Genomic DNA, 23776 nt, shown 5'->3' with positions numbered 1-23776 from the left:
ACAGTCATCTATAACCTTATTTAGGAGGAATGAAACATAAAGGCTAATATTTTTTACCGGATGTCCGCACCTAAAGTATCTTGAAAGTGCGACAACGCCCATTGGTGGCCGGCCGGATTGAAGCTGGCGACGGCATCTTTATGGACAACGATCTTAAATCCTTTATTATATGCATCGACTGCCGTATGGAGCACACAAATATCCGTGCAGACCCCTGCAAGGTGGAGTTCCTTGATGTTCCGTTCGCGCAGCAGGATCTCAAGATTCGTACCGGCAAATGCGCTGTAACGGGTCTTGTCCATCCAGGTAATGTTTTCTTTATGCTGTTCATAAATTGATGCAAGTCGTCCGTACAATTCGCGTCCAGCCGTCCCGTGGATGTTATGGGGAGGGAACAAGGCGCTTTCCGGATGGTACGGATCACCTTCGAGATGCATATCGACCGGCATGACGACGAAATCCCCGTTCGCGACAAACTCTTCCGTCAGCGAGCAGATGGCTTCTTCAATCGCCTGGCCTGGTTCGCCACAAGTCAACGCACCATCGTCTGCAACGAAATCTACGGTGTAGTCAACGACCAATAATGCTTTTTCCATGATAACCAACTCCTTTGGCACTATTATAGCAAAGAAAAAAGTCTTTCGACCTGGAAACTAAAAGTTGTACATAGTCCGAATATTCGGTATAATAGAATGAAAAAGGAGTAGTGAAAGCCATGAAATATGAGAATGTAGAGAAGTTGAACCGGCAAGGAAAGATTTTCGTCGTTTGCCACACGCTCGTTATATTCCTCATGGCTATGGACGTCAGCATGTTTGCATGACACGTGAAACCCCCGGAAGTGATTCTTCCGGGGGTTGTTCTGGATAATGATTATTCGCTTTCTGGAACGGTCGGCTTCAGACGGGTGATGGAGTCTTTCAGGATCCGTGCAGCAGAATCAAGCGAGACGCCGAGGATTTCCTGGATTTCTTCAAGTTTTCGATCTTCGACAGCATACAGGTAGTGAACGTAGGCAAAGCGGATATCGCCGGAGCGGATTGGCATCCCGACGAACGTCGACAGCGCTTCCGTATAATCGGACAGCGAGCCGAGATGGAAGGCGGTGTAGCGTCCATCGACTTTTGAGGACAATAAATAATCGGTGCCGCGGAACACGGCGCGTTCAATCGCCTCGTTCATGATGAGAATCTCTTTGCCGACGAACTTCAGCCGGCTTACATAGCCGTCTTTCTTTTCGATTGTCAATTTCATCGAGTGGCCGAGGTCCTCGAAGCTGCCGATATTGATGCTGGTCATGTCGCGCAGACGGAGCCCGCGCAAGTAGAGGATATAGAGCACTTTCGCATTGAGCGGCAAGTCGCTCGACAGGACCGCATTCTTTTTATCCAGCAGCACTTGATAGTCCAAGTGGATGTCGGGAGGAGAGAGGTCCAGTTTCTCAGAAAACTTGAATTTCGGCATGAAGTCGGCCGGGATGCGTCCGACGCGCCACATATAGTCGAACCACTGGCGGATGAAGACGATTTTCCGGTTCAACGTACTATCTTTGATTCCGGTTTTCCGTTGCTCGAGCAAAAATTGCTGAATGTCCCGCGGCCGGATTTCGTGCGGTTCGACCGGTTTCTTATATTTGCGGTTCAAATAGGCGAGAAGCGTGCGGATCAGCTGCACTTCATGAATGACAGTGTTAGGGCTGATCCCGTTTTTGAGACGATATTTTTCATAACCGTACGGCATCGGGAAGCACCTCTTTTTTTCTTTATTATACCATTTTTCTTAGCAGAACATATGTTTTTAACCTCTAAGAGTATACGTCTTTTAATAGAATATATAATTACATATGGATTCTATCCCAATAACAAAAAATACCGACAAGAAAAGAGAGAAATATAGCTTTGAAATGATGATTAAGGGTATGATTTCACTAATGAGAGAAGATGGGGAGGTGTAAGAATGTTCAAAGATGAGAACGCGAAAATCCGATACGACGTTTTGAAGGCGGTCGAAGGGCTGGATGATGAACGCTTGAACACGAAGCCCGATGATGGCAGCTGGTCCGCGATGCAAGTGCTCGATCATATGCAGAAGATGGAATGGGTCATTGCGACGAACGTCGAGAAAGAATTGGAGAAGGAAAAAAACATCAAAGCAGTAAAAAAGCCGATTCAAGTGACCATCAGCCGGGCCGTGAAAGTCGAAGCACCGAAGTTCGTCGTGCCGACTGGAGAATTTGTTTCGCTGGAAGAGATGAAGGAGAAGCTTAATCTGTCGCACAACAAACTATATGAAGTGTACGACACCGCGCCGAAACATCTGTTGGAGGAAAAATCATTGCCGCATCCGGTGTTTAGCCGGCTACCGCTCAGTCAGTGGTTCCCATTCGTCGGGCTGCACGAAAAGCGACATTTAGCGCAGTTGCGGGAGACCTTAAACAAAATTGATGCAAAAACAATTAAGTCATAAGAAAAACTTATGAGAAACAATAATTTTAATGTAATTTACTTATCTTCATGCTTTCGGTATGATGGAAGAGGAGAAAAGCGGGCTTAATCGCTTTTTTATATGATTTAAAGGAGGAACTCATTATGTCAAAGAGCAGTTTGCATAATAGCCGTACTTCCTTTGAGCTAGGCGGAAAAACGTATAACTTTTACCGTCTTGCTGCATTGGAAGAAGCGGGAGTCGCGAATGTATCGCGCCTGCCATACTCAGTAAAAGTATTATTGGAGTCCGTATTGCGCCAGCACGACGGATATGTCATCAAAGACAACCACGTAGAACAATTGGCAAAATGGACGGAAGGTCCGGACAAAGAAGCGGAAGTGCCGTTCAAGCCTTCACGCGTCATCTTGCAAGACTTCACAGGTGTTCCTGTTGTCGTCGACCTTGCAGCGCTTCGTTCAGCTATGGCTGAAATGGGTGGAGATCCGAACAAGATCAACCCTGAAATTCCAGTAGACCTTGTCATTGACCACTCGGTACAAGTTGACAACTACGGAACTTCCGATGCACTACGCATCAACATGGAGCTTGAATTCGAACGGAACGCTGAGCGTTATCAGTTCCTATCCTGGGCTCAAAAAGCATACGACAACTACCGCGCTGTTCCACCTGCAACTGGTATCGTCCACCAAGTAAACTTGGAGTATTTGGCGAATGTTGTTCATGCAGTCGAAAACGAAGACGGTACATTCGAAGCATTCCCTGATACATTGGTCGGTACGGACTCGCACACGACAATGATCAACGGAATCGGTGTCCTTGGATGGGGCGTCGGCGGAATCGAAGCGGAAGCTGGCATGCTTGGCCAGCCATCTTACTTCCCGATCCCTGAAGTCATCGGTGTGAAAATGACTGGCGAATTGCCAAACGGCGCAACTGCGACGGACTTGGCTTTGAAAGTTACTGAAACACTTCGCAAAAAAGGCGTTGTCGGCAAATTTGTCGAGTTCTTCGGCCCTGGCGTTACGAAATTGCCTCTTGCAGACCGTGCAACGATTGCCAACATGGCACCGGAATACGGCGCAACTTGCGGTTTCTTCCCAGTAGACGAAGAAGCGCTTGACTACATGCGTTTGACTGCACGTGATGCAGACCATATCGCTGTTACAAAAGCTTACTTGCAAGCAAACGATATGTTCTTCACTGTTGAAAACGAAGATCCAATCTACACTGACGTAGTGGAACTTGACCTTTCAGCAATCGAACCGAACCTAGCTGGACCAAAACGCCCGCAGGACTTGATTCCACTTTCCCAAATGAAAACGGAATTCAACAAAGCGATCACTGGCGAAGAAGGCCCGCACGGTTTCGCGCTAAGCAACGAAGAAATCAATAAAACTGCAACTGTCAACTTCAAAGATGGCAAATCAGTAGAAATGAAAACAGGTGCTTTGGCAATCGCTGCCATCACATCTTGTACAAACACTTCTAACCCGTACGTAATGCTAGGCGCAGGTCTGGTTGCGAAGAAAGCTGTCGAAAAAGGCTTGACTCCACCAGCATACGTCAAAACATCACTTGCACCAGGTTCGAAAGTTGTTACTGGTTACCTTCAAGATGCCGGTCTTCTTGACTACATGAACCAAATCGGCTTCAACCTTGTCGGCTACGGCTGTACGACATGTATCGGGAACTCTGGCCCATTGCTTCCAGAAATCGAAGAAGCAATCCTTGACAACGACATGCTCGTTTCATCTGTCCTTTCCGGGAACCGTAACTTTGAAGGCCGTATCCACCCACTCGTGAAAGCGAACTACTTGGCGTCTCCGATGCTGGTTGTTGCTTACGCACTTGCTGGTACTGTGGACATCGACTTCGAAGTGGATCCAATCGGCACTGACAAAGATGGCAACGCAGTATTCTTCAAGGATATCTGGCCATCAACTGAAGAAATCAAAGAAATCGTCAAATCAACTGTTACTCCTGACTTGTTCCGCAAAGAGTACGAGCGCGTATTCCACGAGAACGAAGCTTGGAACGCAATTGAAACAAACGACGATTCACTATATGACTTCGACGACAAATCGACTTACATCCAAAACCCGCCGTTCTTCGAAGGTCTTTCGAAAGAACCGCAACCGATCCAGACGCTTGCTGGCTTGCGTGTAATGGCGAAGTTTGCGGATTCGATCACGACAGACCACATTTCTCCAGCAGGTGCGATCGGTAAAGATACACCCGCAGGGAAATACTTGCGTGAAAACGGCGTCGAGCCACGTAACTTCAACTCATACGGTTCACGCCGTGGGAACCACGAGGTCATGATGCGCGGTACGTTCGCGAACATCCGCATCCGTAACCAAGTGGCTCCAGGTACGACTGGTGGGTTCACGACTTACTGGCCAACTGGCGAAATCATGCCGATCTATGATGCATGTATGAAGTATCAAGAACAAGGCACTGGTCTTGTTGTACTTGCTGGTAAAGACTACGGCATGGGCTCTTCCCGTGACTGGGCTGCGAAAGGAACATTCCTTCTTGGCGTCAAGACAGTTATCGCGGAAAGCTACGAGCGTATCCACCGTTCGAACCTTGTGATGATGGGTGTTCTTCCGCTTCAATTCGTAAACGGAGAAAACGCTGAATCTCTCGGCTTGACTGGACACGAAACAATCGCAGTCAACTTGACGGATGATGTGAAACCACGTGACGTCTTGACTGTTACAGCTGTTGCTGAAGACGGTAAAGTCACTGAGTTCCAAGCATTGGCTCGTTTCGACTCTGAAGTCGAAGTTGACTACTACCGTCACGGTGGTATCCTGCAAATGGTTCTTCGCAACAAGCTTTTGGAAGCATAAGATCAGAAGATGAAAAGCTGCCCCCGGGCAGCTTTTTTCTTATGGCTGAATTCAGGGAATGTTTGAATGAATATGCATCGGACAATAAAGTGCCGGAATCGGACAGTATCTTTCGCAAATTGGACGTTAAATCCTTTTATTGGAAAAATATTTATCTCCTACAGAAAAGAATCAACAAAACACCTAGTAAAATAGTCTTTTCCTTTAGAATTCCACGCAGATTTCTGTATACTTACTGTTGAGGTGAACATAAAATGTTTATTAGTGAAAAGGAAATCGAAATCCGTTATGCTGAAACCGACCAGATGGGTGTCGTCTATCATGCGAACTACATCATTTGGCTAGAAATCGGGCGGACGCAATTGATCCAAGATCTCGGCTTTACATACGCTGGCATGGAAGCGGACGGCTACTTGTCGCCTGTCACGGACGTGTCGATCCAGTACAAGGCAGCCCTCCGCTACGGCCAAAAGGCGATTGTCCGGACATGGATTGAAGACCATGGCCGACTGCGCACGACATATGGCTACGAAATTCTCCATGAAGATGGCACAATCGCCGCAAAAGCGACATCGGAACACGTTGTCGTGAAGAAAGAGAACTTCCGGCCGGTATCGCTCGTAAAAGTAGATCCGGCATGGGATGCCAAATACAAGCAAGTGAAAAGAAGTGAAGCTGATGGCGTTCGGCGTTAAGCGGGAGGAATTGCAGCGCTGGAAACAAGGAGTCACTGCAGGTGACATCGTCTTTTTTACCCATTACTGGAAAGACCCTCGTTTTCCGGGCTGTGATACAGTCACAAAGGTCGGATGCAGCGACTTGGATCGGCTCGCTGAGTGGGGGAAGAAATACGGGCTGAAGGCCGAATGGATGGATTTGCGCGGTGAATACCCGCACTTCGATTTGTTTGGGGAGCACCAGGAGCGGGTTTTGAAGGCAGAGGGGCAGACGGATCAGCTTCACCGTTTTTTACCATGGACTGAATGAAAAGAGGAGACACTCCGGCCCCCGTGTTAGGTGCCGAAATGTCTCCTTTCCCTGTCATTCATATTGATAGGATAATTCCTCGGATTCACTTTGGATTGAAACGATCAGATCGTGATCATCGAAATACCAGAGATCGGTTTTTTCAATGAAGTACGTGACGCCGGCCTGTTCGACGGAAACTGCCGCTTCGTGTGGTTCATCGATCGTCACACCAAGTGAAAAGCCTGGCTGCAAACCGCCTGAGCCTCCGTAACGGACGAAAAAGCGGACCGATTCGTTCTCTTCGACGTCCATCTCTTCATGAAACCATTTAAATGCTTCTTCTGTGATTTGAATTTTCACATCAACACGTCCTTTCAACTGTTCACCACTTAATTTTCGGCTCAGTGCCTGCACGGATCCGGCCGATATTCGCGCGGTGGCGGTAGATGATGAAGCTTGCTAAGATCAAGATAACGACCAAGAATGGATAGTCCCCTGTATTTAGTGCATAGATCAATGTGTAGATGACTGCGACAACCGCAAGGATGATGGAAGAAAGAGAAACCATCTTCGTCAGTTTCAGCGTAATCAGCAGTACTGCCACGGCAAGGAAAAATAGTGGCCACTGGTAGCCGAGCAACAAACCGCCCGATGTCGCAACGGCTTTTCCGCCTTTGAATTTCGCGAAGACCGGGAACATATGCCCGACGACCGCAAGGACACCGAGGATGAGCGGGTGGATGTCTGTCGCGATGACAAGCGGCAGGAGCGTCGCTGCCGTCCCTTTCAGGATATCCATGATGGTGACGATGAATCCCGCTTTCTTCCCCAGTACACGGAAGGTATTGGTAGCGCCGAGGTTCCCGCTCCCTTTCGTACGGATATCCGTACCGTAAAACCATTTTCCGATCCAAAGGGCGGACGGAATCGAACCGAGCAAATAAGCTAATAAAAGCACAACTGCATTTTCCATGGTAAACTCCTTTTACAAATACTTGTGATAAATTCAGTTTACCACGTGGTCTCTTTGAAGAACAATAGAAGCCAAGCATTCAATAATTCCGTCAAATCATGTATGATAAAAGGAAAAGGAGCGATGACTTTGATTAACAATCCACCAAGAGAAGAAATCAAAGAAATTCTGGATGCTGCGAAAACGATCGCAGTAGTCGGTCTCAGCCCGAACCCGAGCCGGACATCTTATATGGTATCGGAAGCGATGCAGCGTGCAGGCTACCGGATCATTCCGGTGAATCCGGCAGCTGACGAAGTGCTGGGTGAGAAGAGTTACCCTTCATTGAAAGATGTACCGGAGAAAGTCGACATCGTCAACATCTTCCGGCGCAGTGAACACCTGAAAGGGCTGTCTGAAGAATTCCTGCAGATCGATGCGCCCGTGTTCTGGAGTCAATTGAATGTGGTCGACGAGCAGGTATTCGAAGAATTGGCAAACGCCGGCTATACCGTTATCATGGACAGATGCATCAAAGTAGAACATGCCATTTTAAAATAACCGGCTGTTGAAAAGAGCGCATGGCGCTCTTTTTCTATGGTGTTTGACAGACCGTAGCGCTTTCATATACGCTAGGAAGAGGAAAGAACACGAACGTACGTTTTGTTGGAGGGGACAACATGGTCAAAACAAATAAGATGACATATAACGAAGAAGCGATCCAAGTACTCGAAGGGTTGGACGCAGTGCGCAAGCGCCCGGGGATGTACATCGGGTCGACGGATGCACGCGGCTTGCACCACTTGGTCTATGAGATCGTCGACAACTCGGTGGATGAAGCACTCGCTGGATACGGAAGCGAAATCAATGTGACCATCCATGAAGACAACAGCATCACGGTGCGGGACTTTGGCCGTGGGATGCCGACAGGAATGCACGCGAGCGGCAAGCCGACACCGGAAGTCATTTTGACGGTCCTGCATGCCGGTGGGAAGTTCGGCCAGGGCGGCTATAAGTCGAGTGGCGGACTGCACGGCGTCGGGGCGTCTGTCGTGAATGCCTTGTCATCTGTACTCGAAGTGACGATTCACCGGGACGGCAAGAAATACCGCCAACGTTTTGAAGGCGGGGGCAAACCGGCAACTACGCTCGAAGCGATCGGCAAGACGAAGGAAACAGGGACGGCGATCCACTTCCTGCCAGATACGACGATCTTTTCAGTAACGAAATTCAACTATGAGACGCTGTCTGAGCGTTTGCGCGAATCGGCATTTTTGCTGAAGGGCTTAAAAATCGTCCTGAAAGATGAACGTACAGGTGATTCCGAGACATTCTTTTACGAAACCGGCATCGAAGCATTCGTCGCATACTTGAATGAAGACAAAGAAGTGCTCCATAAAGTCGCCTACATCGAAGGCAAACAAGACGAGTTGGAAGTGGAATTTTCGTTCCAGTTCAACGACGGCTACTCAGAGACGATCCTGTCATTCGTCAACAACGTCCGGACACGTGACGGCGGAACGCACGAAACAGGGGCGAAGTCTGCCATGACGCGCGTCTTCAACGAATATGCACGGAAGATCAACTTGTTGAAAGACAAAGACAAGAACCTGGAAGGCTCAGACATCCGTGAAGGGCTGGCGGCCATCATTTCCGTCCGGATTCCGGAAGCGCTGTTGCAGTTCGAAGGGCAAACGAAGAGCAAGCTCGGCACAAGTGTTGCACGCGGCATCGTCGAGACGGTCGTTTCCGAGAAGTTGATGTATTTCCTCGAGGAGAACGCAGAACTGAGCGCGTCTCTCGTCCGGAAAGCGATTCGTGCATCACAGGCACGCCTTGCTGCACGGAAAGCGCGTGAAGATGCAAGGAACGGCAAAAAACGCAAGAAATCGGACGTCTTATTGTCTGGCAAGCTGACACCGGCCCAATCACGCAATGCCAAAAAGAACGAACTGTATTTGGTGGAGGGCGATTCTGCCGGAGGGTCCGCCAAACAAGGGCGTGACCGGACATTCCAGGCGATCTTGCCGCTCCGCGGGAAAGTCGTCAACACGGAAAAAGCGAAACTCGAAGACATCATTAAAAACGAGGAAATCTCCACGATCATCCACGCAATCGGTGGCGGCGTCGCAGCAGATTTCTCGGTCGAAGACATCGCCTACAACAAAATCGTCATCATGACGGATGCGGATACGGACGGCGCGCACATCCAAGTGTTGCTCTTGACGTTCTTCTACCGTTACATGAAACCATTGATCGAAGCGGGCAAAGTGTTCATTGCCTTGCCACCGCTCTATAAAGTGTCGAAAGGTGTAGGCAAAAAGGAAGTGCTCGAATACGCATGGACCGAAACCGATTTGGAAAAAGCCATCAAGAAAATCGGCAAAGGCTACATGATCCAACGCTACAAAGGACTTGGGGAGATGAATGCAGACCAGCTGTGGGACACGACCATGAACCCGGAAAGCCGCACATTGATCCGTGTGACACTGGAAGACAGCGCACGCGCCGAACGCGGTATCACGACGCTGATGGGCGACAAAGTCGAACCGCGTAGAAAATGGATTGAAAGCAACGTCAACTTCGGCATGGAAGATGACGACAACAGCATCTTAGAGAATGATTTGATCCACACAGAGGAGGAGATCGTATGACACAAACCGAGCGCTTTCAAGATCTGCCACTCGAAGAAGTCATCGGCGATCGGTTTGGCCGGTACAGTAAATACATCATCCAAGAACGTGCCTTGCCGGATGCGCGCGATGGCTTGAAGCCTGTCCAGCGCCGAATTTTGTATGCCATGTTCAAAGAAGGCAATACGAACGACAAAGCATTCCGGAAATCGGCCAAAACGGTCGGGAACGTTATCGGCAACTACCACCCGCACGGTGACACATCCGTTTATGACGCCATGGTCCGGATGAGCCAGGACTGGAAAAACCGCCACATGCTCATTGAAATGCATGGGAATAACGGTTCAATGGACGGAGACTCGGCTGCTGCGATGCGTTATACGGAAGCACGCCTTTCCGCGATTTCATCAGAACTGCTCCGTGACATTGATAAACGCACCGTCGAATTCGTTACGAACTTTGACGATACAGATATGGAACCGACCGTTTTGCCGGCACGGTTCCCGAACTTGCTCGTCAACGGCTCGACCGGGATTTCGGCAGGGTATGCGACGGACATCCCGCCGCATGCACTCCACGAAGTGCTCGATGCTGTCCTGATGCGCATCGATAACCCCGACGCAGCGGTCGCCGAATTGATGGAAGTCATCCAAGGACCGGATTTCCCGACAGGCGGCATCATCCAAGGCGTCGACGGCATCCGGAAAGCGTACGAGACCGGAAAAGGCAAAATCGTCGTCCGTGCAAAAGCGGACATCGAGCCGCTGAAAGGCGGCAAAGAACAGATTGTCATTACGGAAATTCCGTATGAAGTGAACAAATCGTCGTTGATCAAGAAAATCGACGACCTTCGCTTTGACCGGAAGCTTGAAGGCATCTCGGAAGCACGTGATGAATCGGACCGTACAGGGCTCCGCATCGTCATCGAGCTGAAGAAGGATGTCCAAGCGGTCGGCATTTTGAACTACTTATACAAAAACACTGACCTGCAAGTGAACTACAACTTCAACATGGTCGCGATCTACAAAAAGCGTCCGGTGCTTATGAGCTTGCCGATGATGCTTGACGCCTACATCGATCACCAAAAAGAGATCATCACGAAACGTTCCGAATTCGACCTGCAAAAGGCGAATGACCGGATGCACATCGTCGAAGGACTTATCAAAGCACTCTCGATTCTCGATCAGGTAATCAAGACCATCCGTGCCTCGAAAGACAAACGCGACGCCAAAAACAACTTGATCGACTCCTTCAGCTTCACCGAAATCCAAGCCGAAGCGATCGTTTCCCTCCAGCTTTACCGCTTGACCAATACAGATATCACCGAATTGCGCAAGGAAGAGGAAGAACTGAAGAAACTGATCGAAGAATTGACGGCGATCTTAACGAAGCCGGCAAAACTGAAAAGCTTGCTGAAGAAAGAACTGAACGGCGTCCGGAAAGCATTCAGCGAACCGCGCCGCTCTATAATTGAAGAGAAAATCCAGGAAATTACGATTACCCGTGAGGTGATGATTCCGAGTGAAGACGTCGTCGTGACAGTGACGAAGGAAGGCTACGTCAAACGTACGAGCCTCCGCTCCCATGCGGCTTCGAATGGAGCGGATTTCGCGATGAAGGACTCGGATCATCTGTTGTTTGCAGAGACGCTCAATACACAACACACACTTTTGATCTTTACGACCGGTGGCAATTTCATTTACCAGCCGATCAACGAACTGCCGGATATCCGCTGGAAAGATCTCGGACAGCACTTGTCCGGCATCGTCCCACTCGACAGTGAAGAGGCCATACTCGCAGCTTACCCGGTCGAAGACTTCAGCCTGGAAGCCCACATCGTCACGGCATCGAAAGACGGCCAAGTGAAACGCTCGTTGCTGAAAGACTATGAAGTGCAGCGTTACTCTAAACCAATCAAGACGATGAACTTGAAAAAAGGTGACGAAATGATCTTCGCTGGCTTTGCAACGTCAGAAACTGAGCTATTCATTGCGACACACGGCGCGTACGGTGTCCGTTTCGACTTGGAAGAAGTTCCGGTCACGGGACTGAAAACGGCCGGTGTCAAAGGCGTCAAACTGAAAGATGGCGACGCGGCAGTATCCGCCGTCCTGCTCGATCCACAGGAACCGAAAGACTTACTGCTCGTGACGCACCGCGGAGCGGCCAAGAAGATGCGCTTAACGGAATTCGAAACCGGCGGACGCGCGAAACGTGGCGTCGTCATACTGAAGGAATTGAAGTCCAATCCACACCGCGTCATGTCCGTTAACGCTGCTGCGAAACACGATTCCTTACTCGTACGGACGGTGAAAGGAATAGAAGTGACGGTTCCAGCTGCGAAGCTGAAGCCGGTCGACCGTTATTCGAATGGCTCGTACATTCTCGATGAAATGACGGATGGCCAAGTGCACGAAGTCTATTTAGTGCCATTCGAGAAAACCGAATAATGATTGTAACCCATCCCACGATTTGTGAGGTGGGTTTTTTCATATGTCGAAGTCTCTGGATGTTCGATTGTTAGAAAGAATTAAAACATCTCGGTTTCTGAGCAAAATACGTGATATATCAGTCGCAATCACTTATGATAAGAACTGCTGTTATTTTAAAATATTTTTAAAGCGAGGTTTTTGGAATGAATGTATTAGTAGTGAAAGCGAATAACCGCCCGGCTTCCGAAGGAGTTTCAAGCAAAATGTTCGAAACGTTCATGGAGTCGATTAAAGGACGCGAAGATTTGAATGTGTCCGTATATGATGTGTTCGAAGAAGATATGCCATACCTTGGCCAAGACTTGTTCAACGCATTCGGGAAACTGCAGAGCGGCGAAGAATTGACGGATATCGAATCACGTCTTCTAGCAGCAAAACAAAAAGCAATGGATGCATTGACTGCAGCAGATACAGTGGTCTTCGCATTCCCACTTTGGAACTTGACGATCCCTGCGAAATTGCAGACGTTCATCGATTACGTCTATGCTGCTGGCTTTGCGTTCAAATACGACGCAGAAGGCAATATGATCCAATTGATGACAGACAAGAAAGCGGTTCTTTTGAACTCACGTGGCGGCATCTACTCAACACCGGAGATGGCTGGGATGGACATGTCGATCAACTACATGCGCAATGTGCTCGGAGGCGTCTTCGGGATGGAGATCATCAGCGAAGTAATCATCGAAGGACACAATGCAATGCCTGCCAAAGCGCAGGAAATCATCGCAGAAGGTCTTGAGCGCGTAGAACGTGTAGCAGACACACTTGCTTTGCAAAACGCATAAGAACGGCTTACAGGAAGAGGAGTGCCCCGTGCACTCCTCTTTTTCTTATGAAATGAACGAGTAATTCGGCTACAATAAGAGAGACAATGGAGCTACTGGAGGAATGAAAGATGATCATCATGGTGAACGGGGCATTCGGTGCCGGAAAGACCAGTGCGGCAAACAGGTTAGTTGAGGAGATTCCAAACAGCATGCTGTTTGATCCGGAAGAAATCGGCTTCATGCTGATGAAGATGGTGCCAGAGCAGATGCGGGAAGAAAAAGCCGGCTCAGAGGATTTTCAAGACTTGTCGATGTGGCGTGAGTGGACAGTCAAACTGGCTGAACACTTTTTAAAAGAATTCGGCAAGCACTTGATCGTGCCAATGACGATACGCCGTCCTGACTATTTGGCGGAAATACGCGGCGGCTTCGAAGCGACGGGAGAGAAGACGTTTCATTTTTGCTTGATTGCGAGTAAAGAGACCATCCACGACCGCTTGCGGATGCGCGGGGAAGAGGAAGGCAACTGGGTGTTCCAGCAGACGGATAAATGTGTCGATGCATACGCGCGTGGCGGTTTCGATGAGACCATCGATACGGAACGGCTGACGACAGAAGAGGTTGTTCAGTACATCATCGAGAAAACACATGCCGTCCATCTGACAAGTCAATAATATTCAGTTAATTCCCTCAATTCGTTTGACAGTACTCGGAGGCATAAAATATACTTGAACGATATTCACGTTGTGCTTAACGAAAGGGGTTTTGTTCATGTTCGTGCCATTGACACCATTAATGCTGGCACACATACGCGACAACATGGCGCACTTCAAAGCACCGAAGTCAGTGGAATTCGTAGAAGAGCTACCGAAGACTGCGACAGGGAAGCTGCAGAAGTTCCGCTTGCGCGAAATGTACTGGAGCGGCTGGAAAAAAGGAAACTGATGTGATGAAGAGACTGCTCATGCTCACATTGCTTCTCCTGCTCGCTGCCTGCTCGCCGGTGAATCAGCTGAAGACACTCGATCATCCATCACCGATGCAAGACTTGCATGCGAGCAGTTCCGGACTATCGCTCGAACTTGTAGAGAATGAATTCACTGAAACGCCCGCAGTCGTTGAGACGATCATCACGAACGACAGTGAGAGCGATTACGAACATGGTCAGTATTACTACATCGAAGTGAACAAAGACGGAGATTGGTACACGATTGTGCATTCGGATTCAGTGTTTTTGGACAACCCAGAACTGACGGATTTCGGCTTATTGCTTGAAGCGGGTGCCGATATTCGTCAAAACTTCGCCTTAGAAGGATTGAAAGTGGAGTTACCTCCGGGGCATTACCGGCTCGTAAAGACGTTTTTGAGTCAGGAACAGCCATTTTATGAGGTATCACTCGCTGTGCCGTTCGACATAACCGAATAACCCAGTTGAAACACCTGTTCAGTCTTAATAAGCGAACAGGTGTTTTCGTCTCGGGGGAATTGGCATTTTTCTAATGAAAACGATGTGTTTATGGGATAGAGGGAGAAGGGAATGGGAAGTGAAAGGGAGCTGGTAGGATGTTCGAGAAAACTGCAGGAAGCTATGTCGTGAAGGGATTGAAACAGTGGAATGTCGATCATTTGTATGGAATGCCTGGGGATTCGATCAATCATTTCATGGAAGAGCTGAGAAAAGAAGATGCCATCCGGTTCATCCAAGTAAGGCATGAAGAGACAGGAGCACTCGCAGCAGCTGCATACGCCAAGCTGACAGGTCACATCGGTGTCTGTATGGCGATTACAGGACCAGGCGCCATACATCTGCAAAATGGACTGTACGATGCCAAAATGGATAAAGTCCCGGTACTTGCGATCGTCGGACAAGTGAGCAGCGAAGAAGTCGGCACAGATACATTCCAGGAAGTGAAGCTGGAATCAATGTTCGAGGAAGTCGCCGTGTTCAATCGCCGCGTGCAAACGGCTGAGCAATTGCCGGATATGCTCCATCAAGCAATCAAGACTGCATATGCAAGAAAAGGACCTGCCGTCTTAATCGTTTCAGATGATTTGTTCAAGGAGAAAGTGAAACGGGAAATGCGGAAGAGTTCTCCGGTCTACACAGCACCACGCATTTACGCTCCGGAAGAAGAACTGAAGAAAGCAATGGAGTTGATCTCTTCTTCGCAAAAAACGATTGTGCTTGCAGGAAAAGGTGTCCACGGAGCGGTTCCGGAGTTCCTGGCATTCGTCGAGAAGTTGAAAGCACCGTTCATTTCATCATTTCCTTCCAAAGGCATGATTCCCGATGATCATCCGCAAAATCTTGGTCATCTCGGACAACTTGGGACGGAACCGGCAAAGAAAGCGATGAAAGAGGCCGATCTGCTCCTATTAGCAGGGACTGCTTATCCGTATCGTGATTATTTACCTGAAAACGCCCCGGCAATTCAAATTGACATCGATCCACTCGTACTCGGCAAGTATTATCCGGCAGATGTGGGGATCACGAGTGATGCAGGGACAGCCTTGGTGTCCTTGACGGAGCGGATAGGTGAACGGAATAGCGATTTTCTGGAAACGTGTTTGAAAATGCGTGCAGACTGGCATAAGCATCTCGATAAGGAACGAAACAAGCAAACGGATGACATGCAGCCACAGCATATGCTGACGGAGATTCAGCGGATTTTGGAGAAAGAGGCGATCGTATCACTCGATGTCGGCAGTGTAACACTCTGGTCAGCGCGCTACCTCGTCTTGTCCGGACAAAAAATGGTGGTGTCTTCGTGGCTCGCGACAATGGGATGCGGTTTGCCAGGTGCTATCGCGGCAAAAATTGCGTTTCCGGAGCGGCAAGTCGTGGCGATCATTGGAGACGGCGGCTTCTCGATGGGCATGCAAGACTTTGTCACAGCGGTCAAATATGATTTGCCGATGACCATTGTCGTGATGAACAACCAAAAGATTCAATTGATTGAGCATGAACAAGCCGAAATCGGCAACGAGCCTACTGGAATCGAATTGGCGAACATCGATTTTGCTGCATTTGCAAGAGCTTGTGGAGGGGAAGGCTACACGGTCGAGACGCAGGAACAACTCGGAGCGGCGTTGCAGCAAGCGAAAAACAGTAAAAAGCCAGTTGTCATCGATGCCTATGTAGAAGATATCTCTCCCGAAACATTATAAAATAAAGAACAGCTCCTCATTCATTCGAGGGGCTGTTCTTGTAGCGAATCTCTACTTTTCCGTGCTTTGTACCATTCATAGCATATTTTCAAAAGGTTGAACGTCAAGATGATAAACAATGTGGTCATAATTGTTTCACGATTGACTGTCAGAAGAAGGAAAAGATTCGTCAGCCAGACAACAAATAATGCAATGAACCGGACAGGCAAGCGTAGCCAGAAATCAGTCGTAGGAGTGAATTTGATTTCAATAAAAGCGCTTATGAAGAATAGAAAGGCAAGAACAGCAAGCAAATTCCAGAATGACATGAAGCGCTCATCGAATGCTGTGTTGAACAGGAAGAACACAAGTCCAAGCGTCAGCAGCAAACGGATAACAGAATGCAGACCGTTTATGAAAGTTTGATTCATGAAGTCAACTCCTAAAAAAATTTGGTGAAGCGTTGTGCAGCAATGATTCATTAAACGCTTAAAAAACAGATCAAAGAATGCGTTGCTAACTAACTGTACGTAAATGCTGGAAATTGGTTTCAAAAACCGATTTTCTTCGTTACGTCTCACTATCAAGAGTATACTTTATGAATGAAACATTACTTCCGATAATTTATATTATGTAAACTTAAAATCAAAAATGAAAGAAGAGCTCTTTTTCAAGCTCCTTCTCCCATCCGTCAACCATACTATAATCCGTTAGTTTCCTGTTTCTTTAAAACGTACGATTCGTGCTCCAATCTCATCCCGTACGCGTTCGAACTCCGCACGGATCACTTCCTCCGTCCCTGTCGCTTTCGCTGGATCGTCGAAGCCCCAATGTTCACGGCGCACATGTCTCGGTGTGACAGGACAATTCGAATCAGCATCCGCGCACAGCGTCACGATGAAATCTGCACGCTCGAGCGTCTCTTGGTCAATGATATCCGATGTCTGATCCGTCATGTCGATTCCAATGCTTGCCATCGTCTCGACAGCTCGCGGATTCAGCCCATGTGCTTCGATGCCAGCACTCTTCACGTCCCATTCATCACTTAAATGAAGCTTTCCGAACGCTTCTGCAATCTGACTGCGGCACGAGTTGCCTGTACATAAAAAGTAGAGCAATTTCTTCGCCATTTTGCTTCCTCCTCATTAAATGATAAGCAGTGATACGTATAGTCCGATCAACGTGAATAGTAAAATCGGGATGGTCAGCACAATCCCCACCTTAAAATACGTTCCCCACGAGATTCTCACGCCTTTTTGACTTAAAACATGCAGCCAGACGAGCGTTGCAAGCGAACCGATCGGCGTGATTTTCGGTCCGAGGTCCGAACCGATGATATTCGCGTAAACGAGTGCTTCACGGACGATTCCGGTCGAATTCGTCTCAGCAATCGCCAGCGCGTTGATCATGACCGTCGGCAAGTTATTCATGACCGACGACAGGAATGCTGCGATAAAGCCCATGGAAACCGTCGCAGTGAACAGTCCTTGGCCGGCTACGTACTGGATGACGCCTGCCAGTGCAGCAGTAAACCCAGCATTTCCGACACCGTATACGACGACATACATGCCGATCGAGAAAAAGACGATGTTCCACGGTGCTCCTTTCATGACTGCAGCAGTATTGACGGCAGAACTTCTTCTCGCCATCCCTAAAAAGAATACGGCGACCGCTCCAGCGATGATTGACACTGGAATTTGCGTCCATTCGCTTGAAAAATACCCAATCAAGAGCACTGCCAGCACATACCACGACAAATGAAACAGCCGTAAGTCTTTAATTGCTGTATGTGGCTCGCTCAGGAGCGCCAAATCATATGTACGCGGAATCGCCTTCCGGAAATACAGCAGTAATACAACAATTGTCGCAATTAATGAGAAGATATTAGGTAAAAACATCCGGATGGCGTACTCAGCAAAGCCAATCCCGAAAAAGTCCGCCGATACGATGTTTACAAGGTTCGAAATAACGAACGGCAACGACGTCGTATCCGCGATGAAGCCACTTGCCATGATGAACGGAAAAATCATGTGTTCTTTAAAATTCAAATGACGCACCATTGCGAGAACAATCGGCGTCAAGATCAATGCAGCCCCGTCATTGGCGAATAACGCCGCCACAACCGCTCCGAGCAAACTGATCAAGACGAACATCCGAACGCCGCTCCCGCGCGAAATACGAGCCATATGAAGCGCTGCCCACTCAAACAAGCCGATTTCATCAAGTACGAGTGAAATGATGATGATTGCAATGAAGGTGATCGTCGCATTCCACGTAATGTCGATCACTTCCAGCACATCCGTGAAATCGACGACGCCGACGAGTAATGCAACAACCGCTCCGGTACACGCAGACCATCCAATATTCAACCCTCTAGGCTGCCAAATGACGAATACGAGCGTCGCGATGAAAATCGCCCCTGCCAGGATCAGCATGAGCTCTTACTCATCAGCAGTTCCATGTCTGGTAAATCATTGATGACTTGTTGTGCGAACCCAGGGATTTCTTCAGCTAGCCGGTAATGCTTCCACGTACCAACTTTCCGCTCCGCCACCAATTGTGCTTCTTTCAATTTTTTCAACTGCTGACTGACTGCAGGCTGTGAAATATTCAAAACGCTGACGAAATCACAGACGCACAGTTCCCCGCTTTTCAAGCAAGCGAGCAGCTTTAGCCGGTTCTGGTCGGCCAGTGCCTTTAACTGTTGTTCCAATAAATCCAAATCCACGTCGTCCTCTCCTACCTTTTTTACATACGCTTCATTGTAAAACACAGATTTCGCTTTGTAAATAAGTAAATGGTTATATAATAAAAAAACCTTTCAGCAAGCGTTCTGCTAAAAGGGTTCTAATGATATCCTTATATCCGTTTAATGCAGTATTGGTAAAGTGCCGCTGTCACAAGGCAATCGCCGAGTGCATCGTGGGCGTCGTGTTCCAGCTGCAAGTAGGCGGACAACGTCGTCAGTTTGTGGTTCGGTGTTTCTTTGATGGCTTGCCGCGCGACTCTGACCGTATCGATGACTGTGTATTCCGGAATAGGCATAATGGCATCAAGCGCATACAGGAATCCCATATCGAACGGTGCATTATGCGCGATGATCGGCAAGTTCCCGATGAACCGGACAAGTGCTGGTGCAATTTCCTCAATGACGGGAGCGTCCCGGACATCCCGGTCCGTAATTCCTGTAATCCGTGTGATCGTCGCCGAAATCGGCCGCTCCGGATTGACGAACGTGTAAAGTGTTTCTTGCTGTTTGTGCCCGATGTATTTGACTGCTCCGATCTGGATGATCTTATCACTTCCTGCACGGAGGCCGGTCGTCTCAAAATCAAGGACCACATAATCCGTTACTTTCGCAAGGCTCGAGCGGTATTTCTTCACTTTTGGAGATTTTGCACCTGGTGCACGCGTCTGGCGCATCTTTTCTTCTAATATCCAACGTGGATCTCGTCTATTCATCGAATTCCACCTCTCTTAAGAATTTCGTTTGACGTCCCGGATGGCCTGGATCGATAACCTGACCAATAGGACGACACACAGGAACAGTCCGGCATACGCCGCTGTGTTCAAGTAAATCGCATACGCTGTATTCAAGAACAACGAAATCGCGAGCAGCGCCACTGAAATGACGCCGAACGTAATCCCAGTCAGCAACAGCACAAGTCGTGAGAAGAGCTGCAATACAAAGCTCGAGTTCTTCTTATCCGAGAAGATGTCGTGATGCAAGATGATCTTGCCGCTCTCCACGCGTTGGATCAATTGATCGATCCGTTTCGGAAGACGCAGCGCTTCCGGTATCAAGAGTGCCAACTCTTCTTCGATTTTCGTTTTCGTTGCTAATGGTTCCGTGAATGGCTTTTTCAAAATAGCCGTTTTGTATTTCTTCGCGAACACTTTTGCTTCTGAGAACATATCGAAGTCCCGGTCGATGAACCGAAGCGTCAAATCAAGTGTGATAAGTGAACGCAGTGCCATCCCGACAGATGGATAAAACGATAAGCCGAATTCCTGCACAACATCGAACATATCGTGGACAAGCTCTTTCGTCGGGATGCGGTCGACATACGAGATGCGCAGTAAAATCTGCCCGATCGATTGCTCAAAACGGTGGCGATCCACTTCCCCTTTGTCTTCCACTAACCCCATCACCGCATCGTACAAGACGCTGGGATCGTTTTGCTGCACACCGATAATGAACAAATTGAGTGCATGCTGCTGTGAATCTGCGAGCCTCCCCACCGCTCCGAAATCAAGCAGGATCGGCTTGCCGTCTTTTTCGTCGATGAAAATATTGCCTGGATGCGGATCGGCATGGAAAATGCCGGAGAACATCATCTGTTCGAAAAATGAGAAAAGAACGTTTCTTGCGAATCCATTCGGGTCTACTCCGTGCTGTTCAAATACACAGCCGCCTTTTGCAATGCTCTTTCCGACGACATACTCGAGTACGAGTAGGCCCTCCCCGCTATACTGCTCATAAACGGTCGGGATTCTTACATCGAATTCACTTTCACTTAACGCATTGGCGACTTGTTTCGTATTACGCGCTTCGATGCGGAAATCGACTTCTTCCTGGAATCCTGCGGCGAATCCTCTTGCCAGCTCCCGGAATCCAATATGTTCAGCCCATGTTGACTTCTCAGACATCCAGTCCGCGAATTCCACAAGCATGCCAAGGTCATCCCGCATATATTCCCGGACGTGCGGGTACAGAAGCTTGACGACAACGTCTTGGCTCTTATCGACCAAGACCGCTTTGTGCACTTGACCGATGGAACCAGCAGCAAGCGGCGTCAAATCGAAATGCGAGAAAATCTCGTCTTTTGGCAGCGGCAAGCGCTTTTCGAGAATCTTCTTCACGTCTTCCGGTGCAAGCGGTGGCACGTTTTGCTGGAGCGATGCTAATTCTTCGATGAAGACTGGTGAGAACAGCTCCGTACGCGTCGATAATACTTGGCCGAACTTAATGAAGACACCTCCTGCTTCCTCTAGCGTCTTCCGGAAACCGATGGCGAGGTCACGGTCGTTCTCGCGTCTTCTCGCATATTTCAATCCCGTCGAAACACCGTTCCGTACCGCAATCTGCAGAATTTGCCGGAGCCGCTTCTGCAACCGCCATTGTTTTTGGAGCCGTTTCAACGGATTTCGGATCCCGGTCAATGAACGAGAATCACTGATCTCCACCGGATCGAACAGCTCGAAGAATAAATACAGGAGCATCGTAATCAATAACATCGAGCCGATCCAAAGAATCAAGCTGCCGTCAGCTGCACTTGTTGCCAACTGGTTGATATCCGCTCCGAAATCGCGTAAGTATGAGTACCAATAAACGAATGTCGTTAAGGTCACGCCGAGCGATACGGAAAGAATACGTTTCTTGAAATTGATTTTCGGCCCGATCAGGCGGCCGCTGACAAAATAAATGAAGATCCCGATAGTTGCTGCGACTACCAGCACTTTGATGAGATCCATTATGACCATTTTCCTCATCCCCTCGCGCAAATGCCATCTATCCTGTTGATGCGTTACTTCCTTGCTTCTACTTCGACGCGGTGCATGAATGCGTTGATCGTTTCTTGCCGCCGAGCTTTACTGCCTGTCAGCAGCATCGTTTTTGCTGTCAAATTGACCCCTTTTTGACACCCTTCATAAATAAAGCGTGTCGTCGTGTTGTTGACTCTCTCCACTATGTACCGGTATGTCACTTCGAACAACTGACTCATCGTGAATTGCGTTTCCCGCACTTTCCGCTCTGGTGTATCATCAAAAACCGTTGTTTCAATCATATAGTGTTGGAGCTGCTTCCCCTCAGTGTAGCTCTGTGCATGTTTAGCACCGACCGAATCGTCTTCTCCTTCAAGCAATTGGTGCTCCTCCACTTTCGGGAACAGACGCTTGATTTCCTTGTCCGAAAACAACTGCCACACCTTGTCGATCGGCTCGTTGATTGTCCGTTCCTGCCGCCATTTGACCATGACCAATCCCTCCACTCGTAGTGCCTTTATCGTACCATAGTTGGTTGTGGAACAAGAACGATGACGAACAACAAAAACAGCCCGGTAACGGACTGCTTGATCATACGTTTATCCGACGTCTTCAGGCCGTGCTTCTTTGATTGCAAAGCCAGTCCATGCGTAAATTGATGCGACGAGCGGAGATAGGAAACTCAGGAACAGGAACGGGATGAATTCAAACTGGCTGACCCCTAGTACCGATGCGGCAAATACCGCCGTGATGTGCCACGGGATGATGACCCCAGACACCGCTCCAGCGTCTTCCATCGTTCGCGAAAGATTGACCCGGTCGAGGTTCAGCCGGTTATAGATCGGGCTCATGGCAGGTCCAGTTACCGCATAGGCAAAAGTTGCGGATGCCCCGATCATGCAATTGATGAACGTAATACCGAGTGTCGCATTGATCAGCTTCTTGACGGAATTCAACTTTGCGAAAAGTGGTTCCAATACAGTTGGTAAAATGCCTGACCCACTTAAGATGCCACCGAGACCAAGTGTGAAGATGAACAGTGCAACCGTTTCGAGCATCGAGTTGATGCCGCCGTCACTGAGAAGCGTATCGACGATTTCGATGCCTGTAGTGGAGACGTAGCCGCTGACCATGAACCCAAGCGCTTGCTCCAGGCTGTGTCCTTGGTAAAACATCGAGATGAGGAAACCTGCGGCCGCTCCGAGAAAAATGGAAGGAAACGCCGGCTTCTGGAGCATCAGCAAGACAAAGATGACAACCATCGGCAGCAGTGTCACCCATCCAAGTGCCAGTTCTGCACCGACCCCTTCCTTGATTTCATTGATCTGCCCGACTGCTGCGAGTGACGAGCCTGCTTCTTGATAAAGGCCGATGGCGAGAAAGATAATGGCAGTACCCGTCAGCGCCGGCACTGTCGTCCAGAGCATGTGCTTGACGTGATCCATCAAATCGACACGCGACACCGCTGCAGCCATATTCGTACTATCAGAGAATGGTGACAATTTGTCCCCGAATACCGATCCACAGACGATTGCCCCGGCGGCGATCGCAAGGTTGATTTCAAACGCGGCGGCCACACCGATCAACGCGATGCCGACAGATCCCAATGTGCCCCAGGAAGTGCCCGTGGCGAGCGAGACGGCCGAACAAAGAAGAAGCGCGACGACGAGAAAGAATTGAGGGGAAATGAGATCAAGTCCAATCGAAGTCATCGTGGAAATCGTTCCGGCCGCAGCCCACGTACCGATCAATGCTCCGACAGCGAGCAGGATCATAATGACACCGAGAACGCCTCTGATCATGTCAAAGGCGAATCCTTCCACCTCCTGGTATGTGAAGCCGATCTTCATCGCGATGGGGATCACAAGAAGCCAGCCGAGGAACATCATTAGCTGAAGACTTGCTCCGATGACGAGGATGCCGGTCACAAGAAAAGCGAAGATAAAGAGGAAAGCCAAAAGTGCGTATGTAAAGGTCGGTTCCTTTTGTTTCATCGAATCCCTCCATTAACCATTTCTTATCAATA

At 48.8% G+C, this 23776-nt stretch carries 23 protein-coding genes and 1 pseudogene; 12 read left to right on the top strand and 12 right to left on the bottom strand.

The features are described 5' to 3' along the window. Nucleotides 1-53 precede the first annotated feature (53 nt). Both GIW82_RS02370 and GIW82_RS02365 read right to left on the bottom strand, forming a co-directional pair. Nucleotides 54-596, bottom strand: coding sequence for a cysteine hydrolase family protein (locus tag GIW82_RS02370; RefSeq protein WP_154748315.1), 543 nt, complete (start codon nucleotides 594-596; stop codon nucleotides 54-56). 277 nt (nucleotides 597-873) lie between these two features. After that, the gene (locus tag GIW82_RS02365) at nucleotides 874-1740 is read right to left on the bottom strand and encodes a site-specific integrase (protein WP_154748314.1); all 867 of its coding nucleotides are present in this window, start codon (nucleotides 1738-1740) and stop codon (nucleotides 874-876) included. A 216-nt stretch (nucleotides 1741-1956) separates the two neighbouring features. Between GIW82_RS02365 and GIW82_RS02360 the strand changes: the two genes are divergently transcribed. From GIW82_RS02360 to GIW82_RS02345, 4 genes are all read left to right on the top strand, one after another. Beyond that, a complete protein-coding gene (locus tag GIW82_RS02360) occupies nucleotides 1957-2466 on the top strand; it encodes a DinB family protein (protein WP_154748313.1) in 510 nt (169 codons plus the stop codon). 122 nt (nucleotides 2467-2588) lie between these two features. Next, complete coding sequence (gene acnA, locus GIW82_RS02355) at nucleotides 2589-5303, top strand: aconitate hydratase AcnA (protein WP_154748312.1); 2715 nt, start codon at nucleotides 2589-2591, stop codon at nucleotides 5301-5303. A gap of 254 nt (nucleotides 5304-5557) precedes the next feature. Continuing rightward, a complete protein-coding gene (locus GIW82_RS02350) occupies nucleotides 5558-5998 on the top strand; it encodes an acyl-CoA thioesterase (protein ID WP_154748311.1) in 441 nt (146 codons plus the stop codon). Further along, the gene (locus GIW82_RS02345) at nucleotides 5982-6290 is read left to right on the top strand and encodes a hypothetical protein (RefSeq protein ID WP_154748310.1); all 309 of its coding nucleotides are present in this window, start codon (nucleotides 5982-5984) and stop codon (nucleotides 6288-6290) included. Before GIW82_RS02350 ends, GIW82_RS02345 begins: the two co-directional genes overlap by 17 nt. A gap of 54 nt (nucleotides 6291-6344) precedes the next feature. On the opposite strand, the gene GIW82_RS02340 is transcribed toward GIW82_RS02345, so the two are convergent. Both GIW82_RS02340 and plsY read right to left on the bottom strand, forming a co-directional pair. Continuing rightward, nucleotides 6345-6632: a HesB/YadR/YfhF family protein gene (locus tag GIW82_RS02340; protein WP_370455966.1), complete on the bottom strand. Its 288-nt coding sequence runs from the start codon at nucleotides 6630-6632 to the stop codon at nucleotides 6345-6347. Nucleotides 6633-6654: 22 nt separating this feature from the next. Beyond that, nucleotides 6655-7245, bottom strand: coding sequence for a glycerol-3-phosphate 1-O-acyltransferase PlsY (gene plsY / locus GIW82_RS02335; RefSeq protein ID WP_154748309.1), 591 nt, complete (start codon nucleotides 7243-7245; stop codon nucleotides 6655-6657). 123 nt (nucleotides 7246-7368) lie between these two features. Here plsY and GIW82_RS02330 point away from each other — a divergent pair, with 123 nt between their 5' ends. The 8 genes and pseudogenes from GIW82_RS02330 (at nucleotide 7369) to GIW82_RS02295 (ending at nucleotide 16284) form a co-directional block, all read left to right on the top strand. Further along, on the top strand, nucleotides 7369-7785 hold the full coding sequence (locus tag GIW82_RS02330; RefSeq protein ID WP_154748308.1) for a CoA-binding protein: 417 nt from the start codon (nucleotides 7369-7371) through the stop codon (nucleotides 7783-7785). Between the two features lie 119 nt (nucleotides 7786-7904). Further along, nucleotides 7905-9878 carry a DNA topoisomerase IV subunit B gene (gene parE, locus GIW82_RS02325; RefSeq protein WP_154748307.1) on the top strand — a complete coding sequence of 658 codons (1974 nt, stop codon included), beginning with the start codon at nucleotides 7905-7907 and terminating at the stop codon, nucleotides 9876-9878. Then, nucleotides 9875-12307: a DNA topoisomerase IV subunit A gene (gene parC / locus GIW82_RS02320; RefSeq protein WP_154748306.1), complete on the top strand. Its 2433-nt coding sequence runs from the start codon at nucleotides 9875-9877 to the stop codon at nucleotides 12305-12307. The genes parE and parC overlap by 4 nt, the downstream gene beginning before the upstream one ends. Before the next feature lie 185 nt (nucleotides 12308-12492). After that, on the top strand, nucleotides 12493-13134 hold the full coding sequence (locus tag GIW82_RS02315) for an FMN-dependent NADH-azoreductase (protein WP_154748305.1): 642 nt from the start codon (nucleotides 12493-12495) through the stop codon (nucleotides 13132-13134). Between the two features lie 110 nt (nucleotides 13135-13244). After that, on the top strand, nucleotides 13245-13790 hold the full coding sequence (locus tag GIW82_RS02310) for an AAA family ATPase (RefSeq protein WP_154748304.1): 546 nt from the start codon (nucleotides 13245-13247) through the stop codon (nucleotides 13788-13790). Between the two features lie 136 nt (nucleotides 13791-13926). Next, nucleotides 13927-14061, top strand: a pseudogene (locus GIW82_RS02305) (AMP-binding enzyme); the annotation flags it as partial. A 19-nt stretch (nucleotides 14062-14080) separates the two neighbouring features. Then, nucleotides 14081-14542, top strand: coding sequence for an immunoglobulin-like domain-containing protein (locus GIW82_RS02300; protein ID WP_195913925.1), 462 nt, complete (start codon nucleotides 14081-14083; stop codon nucleotides 14540-14542). 137 nt (nucleotides 14543-14679) lie between these two features. After that, nucleotides 14680-16284: a pyruvate oxidase gene (locus GIW82_RS02295; RefSeq protein WP_154748302.1), complete on the top strand. Its 1605-nt coding sequence runs from the start codon at nucleotides 14680-14682 to the stop codon at nucleotides 16282-16284. 20 nt (nucleotides 16285-16304) lie between these two features. Here GIW82_RS02295 and GIW82_RS02290 read toward each other — a convergent pair whose 3' ends face one another. From GIW82_RS02290 to nhaC, 8 genes are all read right to left on the bottom strand, one after another. Further along, nucleotides 16305-16694, bottom strand: coding sequence for a hypothetical protein (locus GIW82_RS02290; RefSeq protein ID WP_154748301.1), 390 nt, complete (start codon nucleotides 16692-16694; stop codon nucleotides 16305-16307). Between the two features lie 279 nt (nucleotides 16695-16973). Continuing rightward, nucleotides 16974-17393 carry an arsenate reductase (thioredoxin) gene (arsC, locus tag GIW82_RS02285; RefSeq protein WP_154748300.1) on the bottom strand — a complete coding sequence of 140 codons (420 nt, stop codon included), beginning with the start codon at nucleotides 17391-17393 and terminating at the stop codon, nucleotides 16974-16976. A 15-nt stretch (nucleotides 17394-17408) separates the two neighbouring features. Beyond that, nucleotides 17409-18698: an arsenic transporter gene (locus GIW82_RS02280; protein WP_154748299.1), complete on the bottom strand. Its 1290-nt coding sequence runs from the start codon at nucleotides 18696-18698 to the stop codon at nucleotides 17409-17411. Then, nucleotides 18692-18991 (bottom strand): ArsR/SmtB family transcription factor, encoded by a 300-nt coding sequence (locus tag GIW82_RS02275; RefSeq protein ID WP_370455965.1) that lies wholly within the window; start codon nucleotides 18989-18991, stop codon nucleotides 18692-18694. Before GIW82_RS02275 ends, GIW82_RS02280 begins: the two co-directional genes overlap by 7 nt. Before the next feature lie 131 nt (nucleotides 18992-19122). After that, complete coding sequence (locus tag GIW82_RS02270) at nucleotides 19123-19725, bottom strand: 3'-5' exonuclease (protein WP_154748298.1); 603 nt, start codon at nucleotides 19723-19725, stop codon at nucleotides 19123-19125. A gap of 15 nt (nucleotides 19726-19740) precedes the next feature. Continuing rightward, a complete protein-coding gene (locus tag GIW82_RS02265; RefSeq protein ID WP_154749557.1) occupies nucleotides 19741-21738 on the bottom strand; it encodes an ABC1 kinase family protein in 1998 nt (665 codons plus the stop codon). 53 nt (nucleotides 21739-21791) lie between these two features. Then, entirely contained in the window at nucleotides 21792-22241 is a 450-nt protein-coding gene (locus GIW82_RS02260) for an SRPBCC family protein (RefSeq protein WP_154748297.1), read from the bottom strand. Between the two features lie 108 nt (nucleotides 22242-22349). Continuing rightward, a complete protein-coding gene (gene nhaC / locus GIW82_RS02255) occupies nucleotides 22350-23744 on the bottom strand; it encodes a Na+/H+ antiporter NhaC (protein ID WP_154748296.1) in 1395 nt (464 codons plus the stop codon). Nucleotides 23745-23776: the final 32 nt, after the last annotated feature.

It is taken from the genome of Planomicrobium sp. YIM 101495 (assembly GCF_009707665.1).
In the GTDB taxonomy this organism is placed as follows: Bacteria; Bacillota; Bacilli; order Bacillales_A; family Planococcaceae; genus Planococcus.
This window is presented reverse-complemented; position numbering and strand designations above follow the sequence as displayed.